This window comes from Sphingobacterium sp. UBA7249, from assembly GCF_002472835.1.
Lineage (GTDB): Bacteria > Bacteroidota > Bacteroidia > Sphingobacteriales > Sphingobacteriaceae > Sphingobacterium > Sphingobacterium prati.
The window spans coordinates 509,604-533,249 of sequence record NZ_DKST01000015.1 but is presented as its reverse complement, the minus strand read 5'-3'; the positions used below and the strand labels follow the sequence as shown (position 1 = coordinate 533,249).

Annotated in this window: 21 protein-coding genes and 2 tRNA genes; 13 read left to right on the top strand and 10 right to left on the bottom strand. The window is 41.6% G+C overall.

The window, feature by feature from the left end; translation table 11 throughout:
• Positions 1 to 8: 8 nt before the first annotated feature.
• The 5 genes from B4A24_RS13005 to rocD all read right to left on the bottom strand — a co-directional run bounded on the left by B4A24_RS13005 (position 9) and on the right by rocD (position 8,687).
• Positions 9 to 1,271, bottom strand: coding sequence for a right-handed parallel beta-helix repeat-containing protein (locus B4A24_RS13005; protein WP_293945498.1), 1,263 nt, complete (start codon positions 1,269 to 1,271; stop codon positions 9 to 11).
• 90 nt (positions 1,272 to 1,361) lie between these two features.
• Positions 1,362 to 4,145, bottom strand: a complete 2,784-nt coding sequence (locus B4A24_RS13000) for a TonB-dependent receptor (RefSeq protein WP_293945496.1) — start codon at positions 4,143 to 4,145, stop codon at positions 1,362 to 1,364.
• A 206-nt stretch (positions 4,146 to 4,351) separates the two neighbouring features.
• A complete protein-coding gene (locus B4A24_RS12995; RefSeq protein WP_293945494.1) occupies positions 4,352 to 6,016 on the bottom strand; it encodes a tetratricopeptide repeat protein in 1,665 nt (554 codons plus the stop codon).
• Positions 6,017 to 6,459: 443 nt separating this feature from the next.
• Complete coding sequence (rocF, locus tag B4A24_RS12990; protein WP_293945493.1) at positions 6,460 to 7,425, bottom strand: arginase; 966 nt, start codon at positions 7,423 to 7,425, stop codon at positions 6,460 to 6,462.
• On the bottom strand, positions 7,422 to 8,687 hold the full coding sequence (rocD, locus tag B4A24_RS12985; RefSeq protein ID WP_293945491.1) for an ornithine--oxo-acid transaminase: 1,266 nt from the start codon (positions 8,685 to 8,687) through the stop codon (positions 7,422 to 7,424). The genes rocF and rocD overlap by 4 nt, the downstream gene beginning before the upstream one ends.
• 124 nt (positions 8,688 to 8,811) lie before the next feature.
• Here rocD and B4A24_RS12980 point away from each other — a divergent pair, with 124 nt between their 5' ends.
• Complete coding sequence (locus B4A24_RS12980; protein ID WP_293945489.1) at positions 8,812 to 9,264, top strand: Lrp/AsnC family transcriptional regulator; 453 nt, start codon at positions 8,812 to 8,814, stop codon at positions 9,262 to 9,264.
• Positions 9,265 to 9,328: 64 nt separating this feature from the next.
• Here B4A24_RS12980 and B4A24_RS12975 read toward each other — a convergent pair whose 3' ends face one another.
• Positions 9,329 to 9,514, bottom strand: coding sequence for a hypothetical protein (locus tag B4A24_RS12975; protein WP_046673540.1), 186 nt, complete (start codon positions 9,512 to 9,514; stop codon positions 9,329 to 9,331).
• 205 nt (positions 9,515 to 9,719) lie between these two features.
• On the opposite strand from B4A24_RS12975, the gene B4A24_RS12970 reads away from it, so the two are divergent.
• From B4A24_RS12970 to B4A24_RS12960, 3 genes are all read left to right on the top strand, one after another.
• Positions 9,720 to 9,962, top strand: a complete 243-nt coding sequence (locus tag B4A24_RS12970; protein ID WP_104382080.1) for a hypothetical protein — start codon at positions 9,720 to 9,722, stop codon at positions 9,960 to 9,962.
• A gap of 99 nt (positions 9,963 to 10,061) precedes the next feature.
• Positions 10,062 to 10,721 (top strand): NAD(P)H-binding protein, encoded by a 660-nt coding sequence (locus B4A24_RS12965; protein ID WP_293945485.1) that lies wholly within the window; start codon positions 10,062 to 10,064, stop codon positions 10,719 to 10,721.
• A gap of 106 nt (positions 10,722 to 10,827) precedes the next feature.
• Positions 10,828 to 12,240: an alkaline phosphatase gene (locus B4A24_RS12960; protein WP_293945484.1), complete on the top strand. Its 1,413-nt coding sequence runs from the start codon at positions 10,828 to 10,830 to the stop codon at positions 12,238 to 12,240.
• 39 nt (positions 12,241 to 12,279) lie between these two features.
• Here the strand turns inward: B4A24_RS12960 and B4A24_RS12955 are convergent.
• Both B4A24_RS12955 and B4A24_RS12950 read right to left on the bottom strand, forming a co-directional pair.
• Positions 12,280 to 12,352 (bottom strand) — tRNA-Thr (locus tag B4A24_RS12955).
• A 34-nt stretch (positions 12,353 to 12,386) separates the two neighbouring features.
• Positions 12,387 to 12,459 (bottom strand) — tRNA-Thr (locus tag B4A24_RS12950).
• Positions 12,460 to 12,728: 269 nt separating this feature from the next.
• Between B4A24_RS12950 and clpB the strand changes: the two genes are divergently transcribed.
• Positions 12,729 to 15,329 carry an ATP-dependent chaperone ClpB gene (gene clpB, locus B4A24_RS12945; protein WP_293945483.1) on the top strand — a complete coding sequence of 867 codons (2,601 nt, stop codon included), beginning with the start codon at positions 12,729 to 12,731 and terminating at the stop codon, positions 15,327 to 15,329.
• A gap of 69 nt (positions 15,330 to 15,398) precedes the next feature.
• On the opposite strand, the gene B4A24_RS12940 is transcribed toward clpB, so the two are convergent.
• The gene (locus B4A24_RS12940; RefSeq protein ID WP_293945481.1) at positions 15,399 to 15,893 is read right to left on the bottom strand and encodes a TlpA family protein disulfide reductase; all 495 of its coding nucleotides are present in this window, start codon (positions 15,891 to 15,893) and stop codon (positions 15,399 to 15,401) included.
• 157 nt (positions 15,894 to 16,050) lie between these two features.
• On the opposite strand from B4A24_RS12940, the gene purN reads away from it, so the two are divergent.
• A complete protein-coding gene (purN, locus tag B4A24_RS12935) occupies positions 16,051 to 16,623 on the top strand; it encodes a phosphoribosylglycinamide formyltransferase (protein WP_172394248.1) in 573 nt (190 codons plus the stop codon).
• Between the two features lie 253 nt (positions 16,624 to 16,876).
• On the opposite strand, the gene B4A24_RS12930 is transcribed toward purN, so the two are convergent.
• Complete coding sequence (locus B4A24_RS12930; protein WP_293945478.1) at positions 16,877 to 18,112, bottom strand: MFS transporter; 1,236 nt, start codon at positions 18,110 to 18,112, stop codon at positions 16,877 to 16,879.
• Between the two features lie 92 nt (positions 18,113 to 18,204).
• On the opposite strand from B4A24_RS12930, the gene B4A24_RS12925 reads away from it, so the two are divergent.
• The 7 genes from B4A24_RS12925 (at position 18,205) to B4A24_RS12895 (ending at position 23,638) form a co-directional block, all read left to right on the top strand.
• Positions 18,205 to 18,702, top strand: coding sequence for a PaaI family thioesterase (locus B4A24_RS12925; RefSeq protein ID WP_293945476.1), 498 nt, complete (start codon positions 18,205 to 18,207; stop codon positions 18,700 to 18,702).
• 40 nt (positions 18,703 to 18,742) lie between these two features.
• Positions 18,743 to 19,159 (top strand): transposase, encoded by a 417-nt coding sequence (locus B4A24_RS12920; RefSeq protein WP_293945474.1) that lies wholly within the window; start codon positions 18,743 to 18,745, stop codon positions 19,157 to 19,159.
• An 81-nt stretch (positions 19,160 to 19,240) separates the two neighbouring features.
• Positions 19,241 to 19,888: an SCO family protein gene (locus B4A24_RS12915; RefSeq protein WP_293945472.1), complete on the top strand. Its 648-nt coding sequence runs from the start codon at positions 19,241 to 19,243 to the stop codon at positions 19,886 to 19,888.
• A 1-nt stretch (position 19,889) separates the two neighbouring features.
• Positions 19,890 to 20,309 carry a c-type cytochrome gene (locus tag B4A24_RS12910; RefSeq protein WP_293945470.1) on the top strand — a complete coding sequence of 140 codons (420 nt, stop codon included), beginning with the start codon at positions 19,890 to 19,892 and terminating at the stop codon, positions 20,307 to 20,309.
• Positions 20,310 to 20,530: 221 nt separating this feature from the next.
• The gene (locus B4A24_RS12905) at positions 20,531 to 21,118 is read left to right on the top strand and encodes a TetR/AcrR family transcriptional regulator (protein ID WP_293945468.1); all 588 of its coding nucleotides are present in this window, start codon (positions 20,531 to 20,533) and stop codon (positions 21,116 to 21,118) included.
• Positions 21,119 to 21,126: 8 nt separating this feature from the next.
• Positions 21,127 to 22,452: a TolC family protein gene (locus B4A24_RS12900; RefSeq protein ID WP_293945467.1), complete on the top strand. Its 1,326-nt coding sequence runs from the start codon at positions 21,127 to 21,129 to the stop codon at positions 22,450 to 22,452.
• Positions 22,453 to 22,480: 28 nt separating this feature from the next.
• Entirely contained in the window at positions 22,481 to 23,638 is a 1,158-nt protein-coding gene (locus B4A24_RS12895; RefSeq protein ID WP_293945466.1) for an efflux RND transporter periplasmic adaptor subunit, read from the top strand.
• Positions 23,639 to 23,646 lie beyond the last annotated feature (8 nt).

Below are 23,646 nucleotides of genomic sequence, written 5' to 3'. Positions count from 1 at the left end.
TGTGTTAATTAAAATTTAGTGCCAAAAGCACCGACATAAGCCGCGGGCTTTGGCGAGGAATACGATAAACCATTGGATAGCACCAAGCCATCGCTAAAATGAGGCTTAAAAGCAGATGTACCTGCTTTTAATGCCGGTGAATTGCCTTGTAGATGGAAATCCCAGGCTGCATCAAATACATAATTATTGACCGAAGTCTCTAAGGGGTAGGCTGTAAACTTAGGATTGTTCTCGCCAGCGGTTTTACCTCTGACATCATTGGTGCCGCCTACGATATCATTCTTTCCGACCTGAAATTGGTCCACCGTCAATTGATCATAGCCATAATACCAATTGTTGCTCGAAACCGAACGGCTATCTTCCGGATTTTTGGCATCACGTTTAACGCCAAACCGCGTATTGGCAAAAATATTGTTATGGATCTCTGCTTTTACCGAAGCTTCTAGCCAGATGGATCCTCCTTTGGCTGTTGGCCTACGCCAACCGGTATTAAGCATGCTGTTGTTATAAATGAAGATATGCGCTTGCGGCGTGCGGTCGCCAGAATTGGACAGCTTCAATGCATTGGTATTGACACTGTATATCAAGTTGAAAGCTACGTCTGCCAGAGAGCCCGATTTAAAATTCATCGCTTCACCCCCGGTTACCCCATTCGAAAAGAACCGGTTATTGGCGAAGATAATCTTGCCCCCTTCAATATAAGTACAGTCTTCATAAAAATGACTGATCGTAGTATTTTGAACAATCAATTTACCTTCGACATTGGAAAACCACAAAGCAGGCAGCGCTTCCCCCGCTTTCTGTTTGTACAGCCTCATCTTCACCGAAGTCGATGCATCCGAGGTAACCGCACCACCATATTCTAAATACGTATTATCCAAAACCAGTTCCTTACAGCTTGGCGCCGCTAAAATACCGCCCCAAAGTTTTCCAAATTCATTTTCTTTGGTTTTGTAAGAATCTTCCACCGTAAACTTCACGGGACTCTCGGCTGTACCCAGCACATACAGGTTGCCCAGTACAACTATCTCAGGCTTATTGGCCGGATCCATCAGTACCGTTACACCTTCCTCAATAGTCAGCGACTTTCCCTCGGGAATAATGATATCCCCCGTGATACGCTGCACGGTACCTTTGCTCCATATGCCTGCTACCTCACCGATCGCACTACCATTGGCATCGGAGGTGTCCACATCGCTATTTGCTTTCTCACAAGCCGTCAACCCTACCATCGCAAGGGAAATGAGCAGTATAATAAAGTTATTTTTCATCTGTAAATATTTTTTCTGCCATCGTTCAGATGGCATGTTCTTTGTTTAAAATCAATGGGATTATTTCTCGTAAACAGTCCGCGCAGACGCTTATTTCTTAAAAGAATAACGTAAACCAAGAATATAGTTCTGACCGTATAAATCCTTCCGGATAAGCGTGTTGCCGCCTTCCACTATTTTTTCGGCGATCTTATCATTTTCTGGATTTGTCCCCTTTACGTAAAGTTCCATGGGCGTGTTCAACAGGTTATTCGCTTTGGCAAAAACCGCCCAGCCCGCTTTGAATTTCTTCTCGATGGAAGCATCCAGCTGGATAAACCCTTTCTGCCATAAATCAGCGTTTAAAAATTCCGATACCGAATTGATCCGTGAGCCCGTATAAGATCCGGCCAACTGTCCTTCCCAACCCCTGTTTGCATCCTTATAAAGCAAAGACAGATTGGCAATATGTGCTGCCTGCCCATGAAGAGGCCGTGTCTGATCCACCAGGATTGGATCCAGATCCTGTGTGACCTCATTGATTACCCGCGATTTCTTCGGTGTGGTGATCCGTGAATGGGTATACGTATAATTGGCTTTAACACCGAATTTTTGGATATATTTAATATAATCCAGCTCTACACCAAAATTGTTTGCCGTTCCAAAATTACCCGGCATATAGTACACGTCCTGCCCCCGAATTTCATCGGGCTGAAAGGTATATTCGATCGGGTTTTTAATCCTCTTATAGAATAGTCCGGCAAGAAATTGCGATGAGGGCTCCGGAAATAGCTCATAACGTAAGTCAAAATTATCCGCTAGTGCATGTTTCAAATCCGCATTTCCACGTTCCCAGAATTCTTCATTTAATACCCGCGATGGCACCACCTCATAGAAACCCGGGCGGTTTAATGCACGATAATATGCCCCATGAAGCTGCTGCTTACTATCCAGGTGATATTTCATGGTCAAACTAGGCAACCATTCGGTATAGGTCCGGGAGCCCTCCGGTCTTTCTTCACCATCCGGAAATAACAATTTATACCCCTGATTAGTGTGCTCCATCCGTATACCACCGATCATTTGAATTTTGTCATTCTCGTAGTTGAACATCCCGTAGGCAGCGGTGGTTTTCTCGCTGGCATCATAGGTCAGCGGGTTCCGCACAGCACCCGTCGGATTGCTAACCGTGAGATTCAAACCCGTATAGTCCTGAAAATCCACCCCATATTGGTGCTTCGCTTCACTTGCTATTGGAGACAGATTGTAATTGTTATAGAAACTGCTCCGTTGTTTGTCGCGATACAAGCCACCGGTCGACAGTTCCAGTTTGTTTGCCGCCAACGGCACCTTATACGCAAGATCCCAATATCCGGCACGGTCATCGTCCGTATTCCGCTCCCAGCGATAAGTCACCGGAGACCTATTGACCAACGAAGTCCGTCTGCGTTGAAAATTCTCTTCGATACCATCCAAACTAATTGTCGTATTCTGCGGCACTTCATTACGGGCAGATGACAGCACCCCGGACCAGCGGAAGTTCAGGCGGTTATCCAAAAAATGATGATCTCCCTGTAGATTACCATTGTAAATCTGCTGCTCCGTCTTTCTGGTCCGGGTCACATAAGTCAGTTCAGACTTGCCGATACTTGGATCATACTGTCCATTATAAATTGTATTGACCGCATCGCGCAATTGCAGATTATTCAGGTTCACGTACATCTGGTAAAAACTCAGCCGATGATTGGCATTGAATCGGTAGTCTATCTTGTTGTGCACACCCAGGCGCTGTTGCTGCTCATCGTATTGCCGGTCACTCTTTTCGGTGATGATCGCATTCGGATTGGTATTATTGACCGAAGATTTGTAAAAAATGGAATGACTGCCACGGTAAAGATTTTGGTAGCTCAGCCCCAATATTACTCCCAACCTATCATTTAGGTAACGGTTCCCAACCGTCAAATTACCAACAAGATCCGGTATCGGTTTCTTATACGTATAGCCCAATGTGCCCTTATCAAAATCAGCGGCGGTGGCATTGTAATTTTTTCCATGCAGTTCATAGGGCGACTTTGATGAAACAGCTCCGCTGGAGAAGCTGCCAAAATCGCGGTTAAAATACCGCTGGCTGTAACCTGTGGCCAAATTGGCCTGAAAGAATAGTTTACGCGGTGCGGATTTCATCACCATATTCACGACACCACCGATGGCATCTGCCTCCATATTTGGTGTCAGCGATTTGTAGACTTCCAATCGTTCCAACATATCGGAAGGGAATAGATCCAAAGGTACGTAGCGGTATTTATTGTCCGGACTGGGTACTTTCACGCCATTGACCAAAGTCGTATTATAGCGTTTGTCCATTCCCCTTAAAATTGCATACTGTCCCTCGCCATTTGAATTACGTTCGATTGAGACGCCCGAAACACGTTGAACAACATTTGCCACCGTAATATCCGGCGAGATCTCTATTGCCCTGGCCGATACCACATTCATGATCTGTGAAGCATTCTTTTCCAGTCGGCGGGCGCTTGGATCATCATCACCACCGTTGCGCTGTCCTTTGATCGTTACCTCCATTAAGGTCTGCTCGCTCGAGGTAAGCTGAAACGTAAAATAAGGAGTATTTTCCTTTTTTACCTCAATTTCCTGGACCAGTTCGGCATAAGCCATATGTCTGATATGTACTTTATCCCTACCTGCTGATAGTCCTTTGAATTCAAATGAACCATCCAGTTGCGTCCTAGTTGACAGACCACTTTGTTCGAGGAACACGGTAGCACCGACAATGGCCTCCCCTGTTTGTCCATCCAGGACTTTCCCCTTGATCTTGGTCGCATAAGCGGCGCTGATCGAAATGCTGGAGGCAAGCAATACCGTTAAAACATTTTTCATTTTTAATAGATTATTATGAATCTTTGATTGTTGCCACAAATATGAAAGCCTGCAACAGATTCACAAAATCTTTGGTGTTACAAGAAAGAAGCAAGCCAAAACCTAGACTAGACGAGAGGGAAACAACAGATACTAAAAATCTGAAATAAAGACATTTACATCAAAAATAAACGCCATTAAAATTCAGTTACCCTTATGTTAAGAAATTATGAAATACGGAGCAGGTACCCCGCAAGATCCTCGCTCTGTTCCAATTTTAGTTTTTTCCTTAAGCGGTGTCTGGCCACCCGAAGGCTATCCTGGGAGATCCCCAGAAGGATTGCGATATCGGTATTATTGAGATTGATTTTCAGCAATGCGATCAGGCGCATATCAGCGGCGGTCAGATCGGGAAACAGCTTGATCAATTTTTCAAAGAAACTATGATGCACACGCTCAAATGTACCCATGAATTCTTTCCAATGAATGCCCTGTGTAATGTGCTCATTGATTTGTTGTACCATGCGCTGCATAGGTTTCTTCTGATCCCTTCGATCATCTTTGACCAGGGCTTTTAGCTCGTCCCGTAGCTCCTCCAGAAATTGATTGCTACGGATAAGGTTAAGCGTATGTGAGGTCAGTTCTTTTTCCTTCAGGGTCAGCTCCTGTTTGAGTTGCTTATCTTCCAATAGTTGGTTTTTGAGCGCTATTTCAGCCAATTCGCGCTCGGCTTCCTGCTTCCGTGATTCGGCAATCTGGGTTTTGATCTTAATTTTTTGCCGGCTATAGAGTACGTAGGAAAGTATACTTAATAAAATCAATACGAGTATCGTACCCAATAACAAGATGGAATTCATCCGTTTGCTGGTCTGCAATTTCTCTATTTCCTCCGCCTTTTGGTTCATATCATACAGTGCCTGAAAAAAAGCCGTATGGCGGGCCCCATCCACACTGTATAGTTCCAGTACCAGTTTTCGGCTCCGTTCTGCGTAGAAATAAGCACTATCCACCTGTCCGCTTAAAGCGTATGTTTTACTGAGGTCTTTTGTCGTTGATGCCATCTGATAGACATCGCCAAGGTTTTCAGCTAAGCGAAAAGCAAGTTGGGTCAATTGAATACTTTCAGGATATTTATTTGTTTTTCGAAAGATATCCCCCATGTTATTGATGACCACAATCTTTCCATAATTGTCCTGCGTTTGCTCATACAAATTTCTCGCCTTTTCGAAATGCGCATAAGCACTGTCATATTTGCCCAGATCCTCGTAGATGCTGCCCAGGTTTTCATGAATCTTGGCTTCACCGTTGCGGTTCGTCTGTTCACGATAGATCGCCAAAGCCTGCTTTTGATAGACAAAGGCCGAATCGTAATGTCCCTCTTTTTCAAAAAGATGCCCGATATTCCCCAAGACTGAAGCTTCACCATTTCGGTCTTTTTCACTTTTGAATGCGTGCAGGGCCTTGTTAAAGTATTCTTTCGCGACATGATGCTGTTTATTGAAAATATTGAGTTCGCCAATATCTGTCCAGTTAGATGCCAGTGATTGCTTTGCATTGATCTGCGTGTAGATACGGTCCGCCTGGAAATAATAATCCTGTGCCTGAGCGTAATGCCCCTGATTGACACACAACCAGCCGATCGCCTGTAAACAATTTCCCTGAAGCATTAAATCACGGTCATTAACGGCTTTTGCATATTGTTTTTTCACTAAGGTAATCGCTGAATCTGGATAATTTTGACTCAATATCCGGATTTCCTTAAATGAATCCACTTGCGCCGTAGCCAACTGTGACAAAAGCAGTTGCCCCAGAAAGACAACCGAAAATATAATGTTATTAGAAATCCTCATTTTTGCAGTAAATAATCGCCCTGCAAATTTAAGCGGAAACATGTTAAGAGAATATTAAATCCGATTAAACTTAATATGGTGCAAAGAACAGACTACATCGCAACCTCAGGATAAGACAGAGCACACTTTTTCTTTGGTATTTCTCTGCTTATTCTTTGCCTATTCTTTACCGTTTCTTTGCCTATCCTTTGCCGTTTTTAGGCCATTTCTTCGCACCTCCTTCGGGCTTTCTAGGGACTTGGTTTGCTGTTTCTTTGCTTATTCTTNNAAGAATAAGCAAAGAAACAGCCTTCAATCGCTCATGTTGGACATACCTTGTCAGCAACGAAGCCCCTACCACAAACGAAAAAGGGGCATCGCCCCCCTTTTGATTTGTTAAATATTAAAGCTGGCGCAATACAGAACCTTTTGCTTAATTGCAGTCAACATATAGCTGACGTAGCGACTCGCTTAAGCGATCGATCGCAACAAAGTCGTGCTTCGGATCAATACCCAGATTTAAGCTCAATCAAAGGTGTTATCCGTTCTAAAATATCAAAAGCGACCTCGGCCATCTTATTTCCTTTATTGTCCAGCAAGGGATTTACCTCAACAATCTCCAAACAGGTAACTTTTCCCGAACGGATGATTTCTTCCAATATCAGAACGATTTCCTTCGGCATAAAGCCTTTGGGAACCGGAGTCCCTGTACCGTCTGAAATCAGTTCACTATCCATACTATCCACATCGAAGGAAATATAAATCATATCGCAGTCCCTCAAATTGGTCAATGCCTCAGCGACACAATCATCAATGCCCCGCTGACGAATTTCTTCGACGCGGTAATTTTTTATACCTAAACGCTCAATCAGCAGATCCTCGGGTTCCTCCGTATCCCGAACGCCAAAATAGATTAAATTCGCGGGCTGTATCTTCTCGGCCGGACCAGCAATACGTTTCAGCTTATTCCAGAATTCCTGCGTTGATTGATCAATTTCATTGATTTTACAAGACAAATTATCTTCATTCAACATGGCCGCCAAAGGCATCCCATGCATATTGCCGGAAGGTGTTGTATAGGGTGAATGAATATCTGCATGGGCATCAACCCAGATCACCCCCATTTTCTTATCTGGGTAGGCCGATTTGATTCCACTGATTGTGCCCATTGCCGAAGAATGGTCACCCGAAAATACCAGCGGGAAATTACCCGCTGAAAGACTATCCTCAACGGTTGAGGCCACTTGCTTACATTGCTCGTAAATCTGCTGAATATGTTTACCAAAAGGGTGATTATCATTTTGATAAATGGAGCTATTTCGGGTAGGCACATCCACAAAAGGATAATTGATAAAGTACTGACTCCCTTTGTTGATTGCCGCAATCTCAATGGCATCAATGCCTAAATCAGAACCTCTGGTACCTGCACCGATATCTGACCTGTTTTTGATCAATTCAATCATTTTCTTCATCGTGTGGTCACATTAGTCAACGATCGCTCGATTATCTCCAGACAGCTGTTGATCTGGCTTTCGGTTATAACCAAAGGTGGAGCCAAACGAATTTTGTTGCCGTGGGTAGGTTTTGCCAGCAGACCATTCTCCTTAAATTCCAGGCAAATATTCCAGGCCAGGTCACTTTCTTCACTGGCATTGATCACAATGGCGGTCAATAGTCCTTTACCCCTAACCTCGGTAATGATATCCAATTTAGCGGCAATCTTCTGTAATCCTTCCAGAAATAGATCGCCCATCTGACGTGCATTCCTGATCAGATCTTCATCCAGTACGACCTGCAATGCCTCCATAGCCACTGCACAAGCCAAAGGATTACCGCCATAGGTAGAGCCATGCTCACCGGGTTTGATACATAACATAATCGCATCGTCTGCCAACACCGCAGATACGGGCAATACACCTCCGGATAGGGCCTTACCCAAGATCAATACATCCGGCTTGCTTTCGCTGTCTACATCGTCAATGGCATAAGATGCCAACATGCTTCCGGTTCGCGCGATACCTGTCTGAATTTCATCTGCAATAAAAAGCACATTATAGCTCGTACACAACTGGCGCACACGTTTTAGATAATCCGCATCCGGAACCACAATACCTGCTTCGCCCTGAATGGGCTCCACAATAAATCCGGCAATATTTTTATCCTGTTTGAACAATACTTCCAATGCTTCGATATCATTGTAAGGTACCAATGCAATCCCTTCCACAAAAGGGCCAAAATCACTGGTCGCGGTCGTATCGTTTGAAGCAGATATCACCGAAATGGTACGTCCATGAAAATTATCTTTGGCAAAAACTATTTTAGCTTGGTTCTGTGCAACACCCTTCACTTGATACGCCCACTTACGACAGAGCTTCATCGCCGTTTCAACAGCCTCTACACCAGAATTCATGACCAAAGCTTTATCGAATCCGAACAACTTGCAGATCATTTCTTCAAAATCGCCTAATTTATTGTTGTAGAAAGCACGTGAGGTCAAGGTTAACTTTTGGGCTTGGTCCGTCAATGCAGCAATAATCCGTGGATGGCAATGTCCTTGATTGACCGCTGAATAGGCGGATAGAAAATCAAAATAAGATTTACCGTCAACATCCCAAACCATAACACCAGCTGCTCGTTCCAGTACAACCGGTAAAGGATGATAATTATGTGCTCCATATTTTTCTTCCTTGGCCACGAATGCCGCGCTATTTCCTTGTTTAGATACCATACTCATAATTTGGATTTTATTTTCAAATAATAACAAATATACAATTTTTACTATTTTTAACACAAAACAATGTAATTTAACACTAAATTAGCGTTAAAATATTAAAATTAACTTTTAACCCTACATAACAATGAACGGCATAGATGAATTTGACCTTCAGATTTTAAAATACCTGGATGCAGATGGCCGAATGGCCTATTCCGCAATTGCTACTGCATTGGGTGTATCCAATACCATGATCCATCAACGGATTAATCGCTTAATGGAACAAGGTATATTGACCGGCATAAAACCTGTATTGGATGAAAAAAGATTGGGTTATGACTGGGGGGCTTTTACGGGGTTGAGCCTTGAAAAAGATCATGACTCAGGCCGTATCATTGCAGAATTAAAAAAAATACCTGAAGTAACGGAATGTTATTACATCACGGGAAATTACACCTTATACATTAAGATTATTGCCAAAAACCATGAGCATATGCGCCAGTTGCTTTATGAAAAAATTGACAATATTCCCGGCATCGCTAAAACAGATTCGCTCATCGAATTGGGTTGCGCTTTTAAACGCAATATTATCCTTTAACAACCACTGCTCGTGCAACTGGTCTTGAATCTACAGCAACAACAATGGATTCAGGACCTTATTATTACTTACCGATATTTGCCAGCTCTTCTTCTGTCCAATAAATTAATTCCCGCAATACATACACGTTTTCATAACTTCCCAATCCATCTATATAATCCCACAAATCGCCCTCAACTTTAACCGGCCTACCATGATGCAGTATATCGTATCCATTGTCCAACCAATTTTGTATCTGCTCTTTATCCATCTTTATATAATCTTATTGTTAATATTTACACTAAATAATCATTTCAAATATAAGGCATTTTTGTCAGGGAAATAAAGCTACTCCACAAGAAAATTAAAATCCAGCATTTGATTAAAACATAGACTTCTTTCTTAAGTTTTTATGGCTAAAATAACTGATTTAAGATTAAATAAGGTATATTCGTATGAAACCAAATTGCATAATTATGGCAGATTTTTTCTATGTTGGCTATGAAGGTGAAGACGAATTACTCGAACTCGTAGCGGTATCAACCATCCAATCCCTCCTCTATTTTCAAGACGCCGATCAAGAAGATTTTACAACAATAAAAACATCCATTGATCAAAACTTTATTGTTGAGGAAGACCTGATCACTGTAGCCGATACCCTGCGACTGGATCAATCCATCGTACGCTTCACTCCCGGGAAACCAAACTATAAAGATTAAGTTTCCGGTATAAATCTAGGCTTAGTAACAGTAACAATATCACGATGATGAACAGGATTACCTGTGCATCATTTGGTGTGGAACAAAAAAACGAACAATATGAGAGCAGTCTTAATTGGCGGATCTGGCGCAACCGGAAGAATACTTGTGCAAGATTTATTGAAGTCAGCGGAATTCACCGAAATTATCGTCCTCCTACGTCGCAAGACATTTGACGAACAGCCTAAATTACAACAGATTATTGTGGATTTCAACAAGCTACAGGAATTTGAACAGCATATTCGGGGCGATGTCGCGATCTCCTGCCTTGGCACAACAGCCAAAGATGCGGGCAGCAAAGACGCCCAGTGGAGCGTGGACCATGATCTCAATCTACAATTTGCAGCTTTGGCCAAGAAAAATGAAATCCCTTGTTTTGTATTGCTGTCGGCAGTCAATGCTGACGCTGGATCTAAAATTTTCTATAATCGAATGAAAGGAAGCTTAGAACAACATATTAAGGCACTTGATTTTGGCAAGCTTATTATTGTACAACCCGGCGGTTTAATCCGTCCAAACACAGATCGTGTAGGTGAAAAGATTGGCATAAGTGCATTAAAAGCCTTTAATCGCATTGGCCTTTTCAAGGCTTACGAAGCCCTTCCTGTTGCCCGCGTAGCCTCGGCGATGCTGCAGGCTATTCGCAACTGTAGAGAATCCGTCAACATCATCTCCGTAAAAGACATCAAACAATTAGCAGAAACAGCAAATCAGCAGTAACTGCCACATCTGAGGGGCTGCATAAAGAGCATTCATAATAATGAATTAACAATTAGCTAATGCTGACTTGTTAATTTGCGGTCATTTATTATTATTTATCACGCTAATGAAAAAACACTTTTTATTCCTCCTTCTCTTTGCCTTTATCCAGGTATTTCCGGCTTTCAGCCAAGAGGCAAAATATATCTTTTACCTGATCGGTGATGGAATGGGCCTCAATCAAGTCAACCTGACTGAAATACACCGCGCCGAAACCCAGCAAAAAAATAGTACCGTACCGCTCGTGTTTACTCAATTCCCCCATGTTGGCTTTGCTTCAACACATTCACAATCCAACGGGGTTACCGATTCCGGAGCCGGTGGTACTGCACTTGCTGTAGGTAAAAAAACAAAGAATGGTGTTATCGGGATGGATAGCACAGGAACAGTACCCTATAAAAGTATCGCTTATGCAGCCAAAGAAAAGGGAAAAAAAGTCGGCATCATCACTAGTGTAAGCATTGACCATGCCACGCCAGCATCGTTTTATGCCCATCAGCCTGACCGTGATATGTACTACGAAATCGGAAAAGAAATTATCAGCTCCAATTTTGACTTCTTCGGCGGATCCAATTTCTTAAAACCTGAAACAAGCTTTGACAAAAGGACGGTACCGTCCCTTTTTCCACTATTCGAAAAAGCAGGATACCAGGTTTTGAAGGGAAAAGATGCCTATACGCAATACCCGCGCAAATCTGATAAAATTATCCTCATGAACACCGAGGGAACGGCAACTGATGCGTTAAAATATGCTATAGATCAAAAGCCCACTGACCTAAAGCTCGTCGATATTACTGCAGCAGCTATCCAATCGCTGGAACTGAATAACAAAAATGGTTTCTTTTTAATGGTCGAAGGCGGAAAAATAGACTGGGCCTGCCATGCAAATGATGCTGCTACCACCATCCGGGAAGTGCTGGACTTTAATTCTGCTGCGGAACTGGTCTTTGAATTCTATAAGCAGCATCCCAATGAAACGCTTATTGTCGTGACAGCGGACCACGAGACAGGCGGATTGGGTATCGGCAACGGCAGCTCGACATTAAAAACTAAATTGCTGGCAAATCAAAAATTATCGCATGCCGAACTGTCTAATGAAATCGGTAATCTGCGCAAAAGTAAAGCAAATGCTTCCTGGGATGATCTAAAAAACTTACTTTCGGCACAAACAGGGCTGTATAATCAGATAAAGGTAAATACAGATGACGACAAAATGCTAAAAGAGGCCTTTCAGCGAAGCTTTGTCGATCATCAAAATGAGACAGCAAAAAGTCTATATGCAAGTGATGACAAAATCGCCGCTTTAAGTATCGCCATACTGAACCGCATGGGCTCAGTAGCCTGGGCTTCCAACAACCATTCGGCAGCCTATGCGCCCGTCTACGCCATTGGCGTGGGCGCTGAACTGTTCAATCAGAAAATGGACAATACCGATATACCGAAAAAAATAGCAATAGCTGCCAAGCTAAGTCTGGATTAAAAACAAAAAATCCCCAGGATAATTCCTGGGGATTTTTTGAGCCTCTTATCGGGATCGAACCAATGACCTACTGATTACAAGTCAGTTGCTCTACCAGCTGAGCTAAAGAGGCCTTTTAAATGAATTTTAATGAGTGTCGCTCAAAGAGCCTCTTATCGGGATCGAACCAATGACCTACTGATTACAAGTCAGTTGCTCTACCAGCTGAGCTAAAGAGGCGTTAACTTCTTTTCAATCTTTAAAACGGCTTTCCGTTTTAAGATGCTGCAAATATCGAAAGCCTAAATCAAAAATACAAGTCTGCTGAAATAATTTTTGCCCTTAGCAGCCCAAATAATTAAAAATCAACATCATTATTTTTGCATCCTGAAAATTTGTCATGATTCAATAAATATTAATGTCATTTTTTCCGAAATATCCCGTAAAACCTGAATGGCATTTCAATTGTTATACCTGATGCATATCAACAGAACTTTAATTAGTAGAGCATGAACTTTAACAATTACACAATCAAAGCCCAGGAAGCAATACAAAAAGCTTCGGAGATTGCAGCTGGAAATCAGCAACAGGCAATTGAAACGGCACATATACTAAAAGCATTACTTACTGTAGATGAAAATGTTGTCAGCCATTTATTAAAGAAATTGAACGTCAACATTACTTACCTTGGCACTGAGCTTGACAAGCAAATCGAGAGTTTCCCAAAGGTAAGCGGAAGCAATATCTATCTCAGCAGTGGTGCCAACAACGCGCTACAAAAAGCGCAGGGCTATCTCAAAGAATTCAACGACGAGTTTGTATCCGTTGAGCATTTGCTATTGGGCATACTGGCCACTTTGGACCAGACATCCTCCCTATTGAAATCGCAAGGGGTGACTGAAAAAGATCTAAAGACAGCCATCAAAGAACTGCGTGGCAACAGCCGTGTGACCGACCAAAATGCAGAAGCGACTTATAACGCATTAGGTAAGTATGCCCGTAATCTAAACGAATATGCTGAATCCGGTAAGCTTGATCCGGTCATCGGTCGGGACGAGGAAATCAGACGTGTCATGCAGATTCTTTCACGACGCACAAAAAACAACCCCATACTCGTTGGTGAGCCCGGTGTCGGTAAAACAGCTATCGCTGAAGGAATTGCCTATCGAATCATTAAAGGCGATGCACCGGAAAACCTCAAATCCAAAATTGTTTTTTCCTTGGATATGGGTGCCCTAGTCGCCGGAGCCAAATACAAAGGTGAATTTGAGGAACGTTTAAAGGCTGTTGTCAAAGAAGTAACTGATTCCAATGGCGAGATCATCCTATTCATAGATGAAATCCATACCTTGGTCGGTGCCGGTGGCGGTGAGGGCGCAATGGATGCTGCAAACATTTTGAAACCGGCCTTGGCCAGAGGTGAACTGCGTGCCATTGGAGCCACTACACTCAATGAATATCAAAAATACTTTGAAAAGGATAAAGCTTTGGAACGTAGATTCCAAAAAGTCATGGTGGAAGAGCCGGACACTCAGGATGCCATTTCCATTCTTCGGGGATTAAAAGAACGTTATGAAACACACCATAAAGTGCGGATCCTCGATGAGTCGATCATCGCCGCAGTGGAACTGTCACAACGCTATATTTCAGACCGCTTTTTACCGGACAAAGCAATCGACCTAATCGACGAAGCAGCATCTAAATTGCGCCTGGAGATGGATTCCGTGCCGGAAGCCGTCGATGAATTGGAACGTCGTATCATGCAGCTGGAGATCGAACGGGAGGCATTAAAACGTGAAAATGACGATAAGAAGGTGCAGGAATTGTCAGAAAGCATTGCCAACCTATCTGCCGAACGCGATACACTGCGTGCTTCTTGGCAGGAAGAGAAAAGTTTAGTCGACAATGTAAACCAAGAAATTGAAAACATCGAAAACTATAAGCTTGAAGCTGAACAGGCGGAACGTTCCGGTGATTACGGTAAGGTAGCTGAACTACGCTATGGACGAATCAAAGAAGCGCAGGAAAAAGTGGAGAAACTCAAAGCTGAGCTTGCCGAAAAACAAGAAAGCAAGCGGATGCTCAAAGAAGAGGTGACCTCAGAAGATATCGCCGATGTTGTTGCCAAATGGACAGGTATCCCCGTCAGCAAAATGATTCAGTCTGAACGTGAAAAACTCCTGAATCTGGAAGAAGAGCTCCACAAACGGGTAGCGGGTCAAAACGAGGCCATTGAAGCCATTTCAGACGCGATCCGTCGCTCAAGAGCTGGACTGAACGATGCGAAGCGCCCTATAGGTTCATTCATTTTTCTCGGCACAACAGGGGTCGGGAAAACGGAGCTCGCAAAAGCGCTAGCCGAATTCCTCTTCGATGATGAGCAATCCATGGTGCGTATCGACATGTCGGAATATCAGGAGAGACATGCTGTCTCCCGTTTGATCGGTGCTCCTCCGGGATATGTCGGTTACGATGAAGGCGGTCAGCTCACAGAAGCCGTACGTAGACACCCTTATTCGGTTGTATTACTCGACGAAATAGAAAAAGCACATCCGGATGTATTTAACATCTTGCTACAGGTATTAGATGATGGCCACCTTACGGACAACAAAGGTCGTACGGTTAATTTTAAGAATACAATCATAATCATGACCTCCAATACGGGTTCACATATTATCCAAGAGAATTTTAGTCATTTGGATGATGACAACAAAGAGGAGATCATTGCAAAAACACGCACTGAGGTCTTTGATCTACTTAAACAGTCGATCCGACCAGAATTCTTGAACCGAATCGACGAGGTGATTATGTTTACACCATTGAGCAGAGATGAAATCGCTGATATTGTCAGACTCCAATTTGCGCATGTCCAAAAACAATTGGCTGAACAAAATATTTATATTACAGCCTCAGACGATGCGTTGGACTGGCTGGCACAGCTCGGCTATGATCCGATCTATGGAGCCAGACCATTGAAACGTGTCATTCAGAAACGTATTCTGAATGAACTTTCCAAAGAAATCTTATCCGGCAAAATAAGCCGCGATTCGATTATACAGTTGGATGTCTTCGATGGACAATTCGTCTTTATCAATAAACAGGAACAATAATGCCCGATTGCCCATAAAACAAAAGCCCCGCTTGATTCGCAGGGCTTTTGTTTTATGGATAGGTCTTGTTTAATTTGAAACTCCTACGGCTTTGAGCAATTTTTTCACATCATCTTCACCATCAAGATGTTGCAGCAAGGTTTTGGTTTTTGCATCATAAATATAAAGGGAGGGATAATTACTCGGGTTAAATTTTTCAATAAACTGCGTTCCACCATCATACAAAAATTTCACGTTGGCCGCCCCCTTCAGTGCTTTGGCATGCATATTAATAAATCCATCCACATAAGCCTTATCGTTCATCGAGATAAAATAAAAACTAACGTTTTTGAGCTTCTGTAAATTCTGTGCGATGCCCGCTCCCATCTTTTGGCAATGCCCACAGCCTGGATCATAAAAATCCAGCACGATATAGCCTGTTTTAGGCAATTGGTCCGAACTGAACTTACCTTGCCGATAGACCTCATCAAATGTAAATGCCGGCATTGTTTTTGGCGCCTGAGCGAACAAGGGGTTAAAACCAAAAAACGTGCAGGCAAAAAAAAGAGAGCAGAGTAATTTCATGTTAAAGAATTTTAAACTGACTATGAATATTCAATTAATTCCAATCAATAATACTTAAAAATAGGGTTCTATTCGTCAAAATTTTAGTTTTTTTACAAAAATTGTGTAAGTTTGGACTAATTTTTAAATCGATCAAATCTATTAACACTCATTAATCGTGAAAAAACGAATTGCCATCTTTGCTTCAGGTTCAGGATCCAATGCTCAAAAAATAATGGAACATTTCAAATACTCAGACGAAGCTGAGGTTGCTTTGATCCTGTCCAACAATCCTGATGCTTACGTTATTCAACGCGCTGATAACTTTGAAATTCCAGCACATATATTCGATCGCAATGAATTTTACAACACAGACAATATTGTTAATATTCTCAAAAATTTAAATATTGATTTAATCGTTTTGGCCGGCTTCCTATGGCTCGTGCCAAACAATCTTTTAAGAGCTTATCCAAATCAGATCATCAATATCCACCCTGCTCTCCTACCTAAATATGGCGGTAAAGGCATGTACGGAGACCATGTACATAAAGCTGTCTTAGCCAATAAGGAAGAAGAGCATGGCATCACGATTCATTTTGCTAATGAGCATTTTGATGAAGGCGAAATTATTTATCAAGCCAAGTTTAAGGTTGATCCCAATGACACCCTGGATGTCATTAAGTTTAAAGGTCAGCAATTGGAGCATCAACATTTTCCAAAAGTGATTGAGAACCTAATCAAAAAAATGTAAAAACATTATTTTTTATTTAGAACTATTTTAAACAAATAGTAACTTTGTACCATGAACGAAGTTATTGAATCCTTTGTGGAACTGTGTGAGGGCGAGGGCAAAGCAAGCCCATTTCAATTTAGAAGTGCCGCAATGAATCCTTTTTCTGATTTTTCCTGCGTCTGTTTCAAAAAATGCTGCAAAAAATACAAAGAAGGAAAACGTTGCAAAAAATGTCCCGGCCGAAAAAAATAGCCTGTTCAGGCCCGGCACTTTATTCCTCGAGATAGTTGAGGTCTTTGTCAAAGCTCTCTTCAAGTTGCGTGAGGGAATATATAGCAATACCAGAAAGCAGTAATACCATCGTAATTGCTGCTGGCACAATACCGAAAAAATCTACTAAAAGGCCATACAACATCGTTGATGGAATCAGAGCTCCCCGAACGAAATTAGGAGCTGTCGTTGCTACAGTGGCCCGCAAGTTTGTACCAAATTGCTCCGCAGAGATCGTCACAAAGGTGGCCCAGTACCCTACCCCAAGTCCCATAATAAATGCTAAAATCAAAAACTTATTGGCTGTAATTCCAGTACTCAAAAGATACCATAACGAACTGGCGATAATTAACAATTGACAGATAAAAACCACTTTTTTACGTGATTTTAAAATCTGCGCAAATATTCCTGCCAAAACATCTCCTATAGAAATACCTATATACGTAAACATTACCCCTTTACCTGCACTCAGCGTTTGAGATGCTCCTAATGCCTTTCCAATCTCTGGTGCCTGCGTGACCAATACGCCGACCACAAACCAAATTGGCAGGCCGATACAGAGGCAATTGAGATAGCGTTTCAACCGTGCTTTATTCGTAAAAAGCATCCTAAAGTCGCCTTTGGGAACATCCTTTTTATCTTGTTCCTTAAATAATCCGGATTCAAAGGAACCAACACGCAAGAGCAATAATAATAAGCCCATTCCCCCACCGACAAAATAGGCCGTGCGCCAATTGAATTCTTCGGAAACAAAATAGGCAAGAATAGCACCCAATACCCCGACACTGGCCACCAGCATTGTTCCATAACCACGTTTTGACTTATGCATACTTTCTGAAACCAAGGTGATCCCCGCTCCCAGTTCGCCAGCCAGGCCAATGCCCGCTATAAACCGGATAATGCCATATTGCATGACATCGTGTACAAAACCATTTGCAATATTCGCTAATGAATACAGGAGAATAGAGCCAAACAAAACCTTTAAACGCCCGAATTTGTCACCGATAATCCCCCAGATAACTCCGCCCAAGAGCAAACCGCCCATTTGCATATTAAGTACAAATTCGCCTTTTACCCGCATTTCCTTTACCGGCACGCCAATATCCGTAAAGGATTGAATGCGGACAATGGAGAAAATAATGAGATCGTAGATATCGACAAAATATCCCAACGAAGCTATTGTCACCAATAACCACACGTTCTTGCTCTCAGCCTGTTTATCTTTTAATGTTGACATTTTAGGTTTTTTGATGCCGTAAAAATACCATAGTGAACGAAGAAAACCAAGATTTCAGAAAATAATCCGCTACATTGTTTTATTTTTGCAAGATGAGATACAGTCCGCGTGCATTAACATGGCTCTTGCGCTTTTACCCACCTTTTTTATTCCAGGGAATCTGGGTAAAAAAAATCAGTCCTGGCTTCAAAGGAGCTGAGGTAAAAATTTACAAGACCCCATTCAATATCAATACCAATAGAACCCTGTTTGGCGGAACCATCTTTGCGGCGGCGGATCCTATATTTCCGATCCTGATTGATCAGTACCTTCAAAAAACTGGCTTTAAAAAAACCATTGCCTGGCTCAAATCATCAAAAATAGATTTCAAAAAACCGGGCAAGACCAGCGTAGGCTATTCGGTGCAGCTTTCGGATGAACTGCTGGCAGAATGCACGCAGACTATACGCACAAAAGGTAAAATCGTAAAAAACCTGAGTTTGGAAATCAAGGATAAAAATGATGAGCTATGCGCTGTAGTGCATTGTGAAACCTACATTCGTGACTTGAATTTTACATTCCCGGATAGAAATCAAAAGCTCGGGCAATAAGAAATTGATATCTTTGTCCAATTACCAAAAAAATAGAAACATGAACAAAATCGCTTTCATGGCTATCGCATCCTTGGCAATAGCGGCATGTGGAACCACCGGCACAAATAATGTAAAGGCTTTACAGGATTCAACAATTAAAATTCATGATGAAATCATGCCTCAGATCGCCCATTTTGACCGCGATGCAGTCAAAATCGACTCTATTCTCAATAACCTAAAAACAATTAAAGCAGCCAAGGCAGACCTAGATACCACAGCTACAAGAAAAGAACTTGGTATATTAAAAGCAAATCTGGAAAGTGCAACGGATCATATGATGGACTGGATGAAAGCATATACACCAGATAGCACCGATGTTAAATATTTTGAAGTTGAACTGCAAAAGGTATCAGATATGAAGAAAATATTTGACACAGTTTCTAAAGAAAGCCAAGAGAAATTAAAAAATTTCTAAAGAAACAGTTTTGGAAATCTGTAGCTTGTAGCAGAATTAAATACCCCCGCGGGTGAATTGATAACGAAAGAATAAAAACAGATGAAATCTATAATTAAACTTTGTTGTGCAACAGGCATATTGCTTGGTTTATTTTCTTGTAAAAACACAAGTCAATCGAGTTTGCCGATTTATGGCGAACGAGAGGCCGTCGAAAAAAACATTGATGGAAAACAAGTCGTAGATACTGTCTATCATACTATTCCCGCGTTTAAATTTTTAAATCAGGATAGTGTGATGATCACAGACAAAGATTTTGAGGGCAAAGTTTATATTGCCAACTTCTTTTTCACCCATTGTCCGAGCATCTGCCCAACAATGAACCGTAATCTATTGAAAATCTACACGCAATATAAAGACAACGATGCCGTCCGTTTTTTGTCCCACAGCATAGATTTCAAATATGACCAACCCTATGTGTTGAAAGATTACGCAAACAAACTGGGCGTTAGCAATGATCACTGGCAATTTGTGTCTGGTACAAAAGCCGACATATATGGCATAGCCAACCAATACCTTGTCTATACAGCGGAGGATAAAAATGCCCCCGGAGGCTACGACCACCAAGGCTATCTTGTCTTGATTGATCAGGATAAACGCATCCGTGGCGCTTATGATGGGACAAATGATGAGCAGGTTAAAAAGCTAATGAATGACCTGCCGATGCTACTGAACGAAGCTAAAAATTAATATGCGTACGATCCTCAAGGCCTGTTTTACGATTGGCTGCCTGTTGCTGGCACTGATCGGCTGTCAAAATGAAGTTGATATCAAGACGGCACAATACAGCGTAAATGGGCAAAAAGTATATATCACACATTGCCAGAATTGTCATGGCGAAAAGGGCGAAGGATTAGGAAATCTATATCCCCCGCTTACGGATACCAACTTTTTGGATAAAAATCACCAAAAGCTGGCCTGCATGATCAAGTATGGATCCACAGGAGAACTGGAAGTCGCAGGAAAGAAATTCAATAATACCATGCCGGCCTCAAATCTTTCGGCTATTGATATCGCCTATGTTCTGACCTATATCAATACAAAGATTAATAAGAGGAAAGAGATATTTTCGTTAGCTGATGTAGAAAAACAGTTGAAAAACTGCCACTAAAAAAGGGACTTTAAAAGTCCCTTTTTTAGTGGCATGCTCGCACTAGCTTCCTTAAGTTCAGTTGCTAAAAAATAATTACCCAAAACCAAAACAATTTAAATCTTTTTTCCTTATTGTATTATTGGTCCAAATTGTTTTAGCATTTATTGATTTATAACAATAATTTGACAGTTTGCTTCCAAATTAATCACTAATTTTGCAACCGAATGAACGTTCGATTGATGAATTTTAATGAAAAAATTGCAGCTGTCTTTGCTGCCACACTTAAACTGATACACACAAACGGTTTCCACGGGACGCCGATGAGCAAAATTGCCCAGGAATCTGACGTAGCAATAGGGACAATATATCACTATTTCCCTTCTAAAGATGATTTGATTTTTGCGCTCTTCAAACATTGTCGCTCGCTACTGAACGATTACATTTTTGACGGCATCAAAGAGGACTTTGATTACAAAGCGTCTTTTTTTTATGTGTGGCGCAACTTTGTCAAGTTTTATTTAGAAAACGGACCGATCTTCAGCTTTTTTGAACAGTTTTTCTCATCACCTTATTACGAAAAAAACAAAACCGAAATACAAGAACCTGTCGGAGGCCAAAACAAAGTTGTTGATTTCCTACAGGAAGGTATTGATCGAAAAATTTTGAAACAGGTTGATGTACACCTTTTGGTGGCAAGTTATATTGGGGTAGCATTATCCACAGTCCATAGCATCAAATTTAAAGATCTTAAATTTTCGGAAGAAAACATGCAAGAATTGGTTGAGATTATCTGGGATGGGGCTATTATTAGAGAAAAAAATAATTAATTACATATATGAAGTTTAATAAAATCGTTTATTCCTTGGCGGCCCTGTCGCTTTTGAGTAATACAGGATTTGCACAACAGCAATCGGAAAACTTGCCGGCAAATGCAACACTTCAGCAACTAATCGATTACGCTTTACGCAATCAAATAGCTGTAAAACAAGCACAACTGGATGAGACCATTGGTGAGAAGGATATAGACATCTCCCTTTCAGGTTGGTACCCACAATTGGGACTGAAAGGAAGTTATAACTATAATGTGATTGTTCCATTGGCAAATATTGGAGGGAATAACATCAAAATGGGACAGAATAATGCCAGTGCACTAACCCTTCAAGCCGACCAACAAATCCTAAACCCTGAGTTAATGCAGGCGAAAAAAGCGGCAGCTCTAGTACGCTTGGGTAATAAGCAAAATACGGAGAACAAAAAAATAACTGCAGTTGTGGAAGTCAGTAAAGCGTATTACGATATCTTAACTTCAGAAGAACAAATTAAGATTGTCCGTGAAAATATCGCTCGGCTACAGAAACAATTAAAAGATGCAAAATCGCAATATGATGTAGGCTTAGTTGATAAGACAGACTACAAAAGAGCGCAAATTGCCTTAGCAAATTCAAACGCAGACGAGAAGCGAACAGTGGAATTACGCAAATATAAATACGAGTACCTGAAACAACTGCTAGCTTTGGATAAAAGTCAAAATTTGACGCTTTCTTTTGACAACAGCAGTATGGAATCAGAGATTTTGTTAGACACAACTGCCGGGATGAATGTTTCCAATCGTATTGAATTCCAACAATTGGAAACATCAAAAAAGATTCAACAGCTGAGTACACAATATTATAAATGGACGTATTTGCCAAGCGTGAGCGCTTTCTATAATTATGCTTTCAATTATCGAAATGACAAATTCAGCAAGCTATACTCCGATAACTTCCCGGGTTCTGTCGCTGGATTAAACCTATCTTTTTCAATTTTTGACGGCTTTAAACGGAAAAAACAAATTAATAAATCGAAGTTACAAGAAGAAAGAATTGACTGGGATATCAAGAATTTGGAAAATAGCATAAATACAGAATACTCGCTCGCTAAGGCGACCTATAATGCAAACTTAAACGATTGGAAAACAGCAAAAGAAAATGTGGATCTTTCCAAAGAGGTGTACGACACAATCAAGCTTCAGTATGATGAAGGTATTAAGACTTACCTCGATCTAATGACAGCAGAAACTGATCTCAAAACAACACAACTTAATTATTTGAACTCCCTTTATGCACTATTATCAAGTAAATTGGATGTTCAAAAAGCGGTTGGGGCGATCCAAACTAATTAATCAATTCAAACGGAAACTAATACAAATCATGAATAAAAGACAATTATTATTCGCTTTCTTCCTTGGGACGGCTTTAGTATGGACCTCTTGTGGAAATAAAGATGCAAAAAAGCAAGGCGCAGCACAGGCTCAGGCTGAAAAAGTTGTTCCTGTAACCTTTGGCGTAGCATCGCATGAGATTGTTACGGGAACAATAAGTTACCCAGCAACAGTCAAACCGTTGAACGAAGCAGACTTATTTGCAGAAGTAAGCGGTTATATTACTAAAATATATGTTTCAGACGGTGCTGTGGTCTCTAAAGGACAAGCATTATATGAAATTGACGGCACACGTTACAGTGCGGCGGTGCAACAAGCTAAAGCGAGCTTACGGATCGCACAAACTGACCTTGACCGCCAAAAAAGAGATTTGGCTCGGTACCAAACGTTGGCAGATAAGGATGCCATCGCTAAACAAGTTTTTGATAATGCAGTGTCTGCAGTAGCTTCTTCACAAGCACAGGTAGAATCTGCTCGTGCAGCATTGGTTACGGCTAATACTAACTTGTCACGCTCTACGATACGCGCACCATTTGCGGGAACTGTAGGTATATCGCAAGTACGTTTAGGTGCTTTGGTCAATCCAGGAACTACCCTATTGAATACTTTATCTTCAACAAGCCCAATTGCTGTTGAATTTCAGGTAAATGAAAAGGACATTGCTAAATTCACCAAATTACAGAACAGCCATTCCTCTTCAGACCTTTCTTTGCTTTTGCCAGATGGAAGTACTTATGAAGGGAAAGGAACGATTACAACCATCGACCGTGCAGTAGACCCGGCAACAGGGACGATTAAAGTGAGAGCAACATTTCCAAACAATTCCAATGCACTTAGAGCTGGTATGAATATCACCATGAATGTTTCTTCAACTTCGGCAACGGAAGAAGTTGTAGTGCCTTACAAAGCGATCTTTGAACAGCTTGGTGTATTCAATCTATATGCTGTTAATGATAGCAGCAAAGCTGAAATCCGTCAGGTAAAATTAGGGATTAAAGCCGGAGATAAAATTGTTATCAAAGAAGGTGTCAAAGATGGTGAAAAAATCATTGTCGATGGTGCCATGAACGTCCAAAATGGTGTTAAAGTTGTCGACGCTGCCACTGCTGCCCAACAAGCGGCAAAAGGCGCACCTCAAGGAAAATAACAGCATTA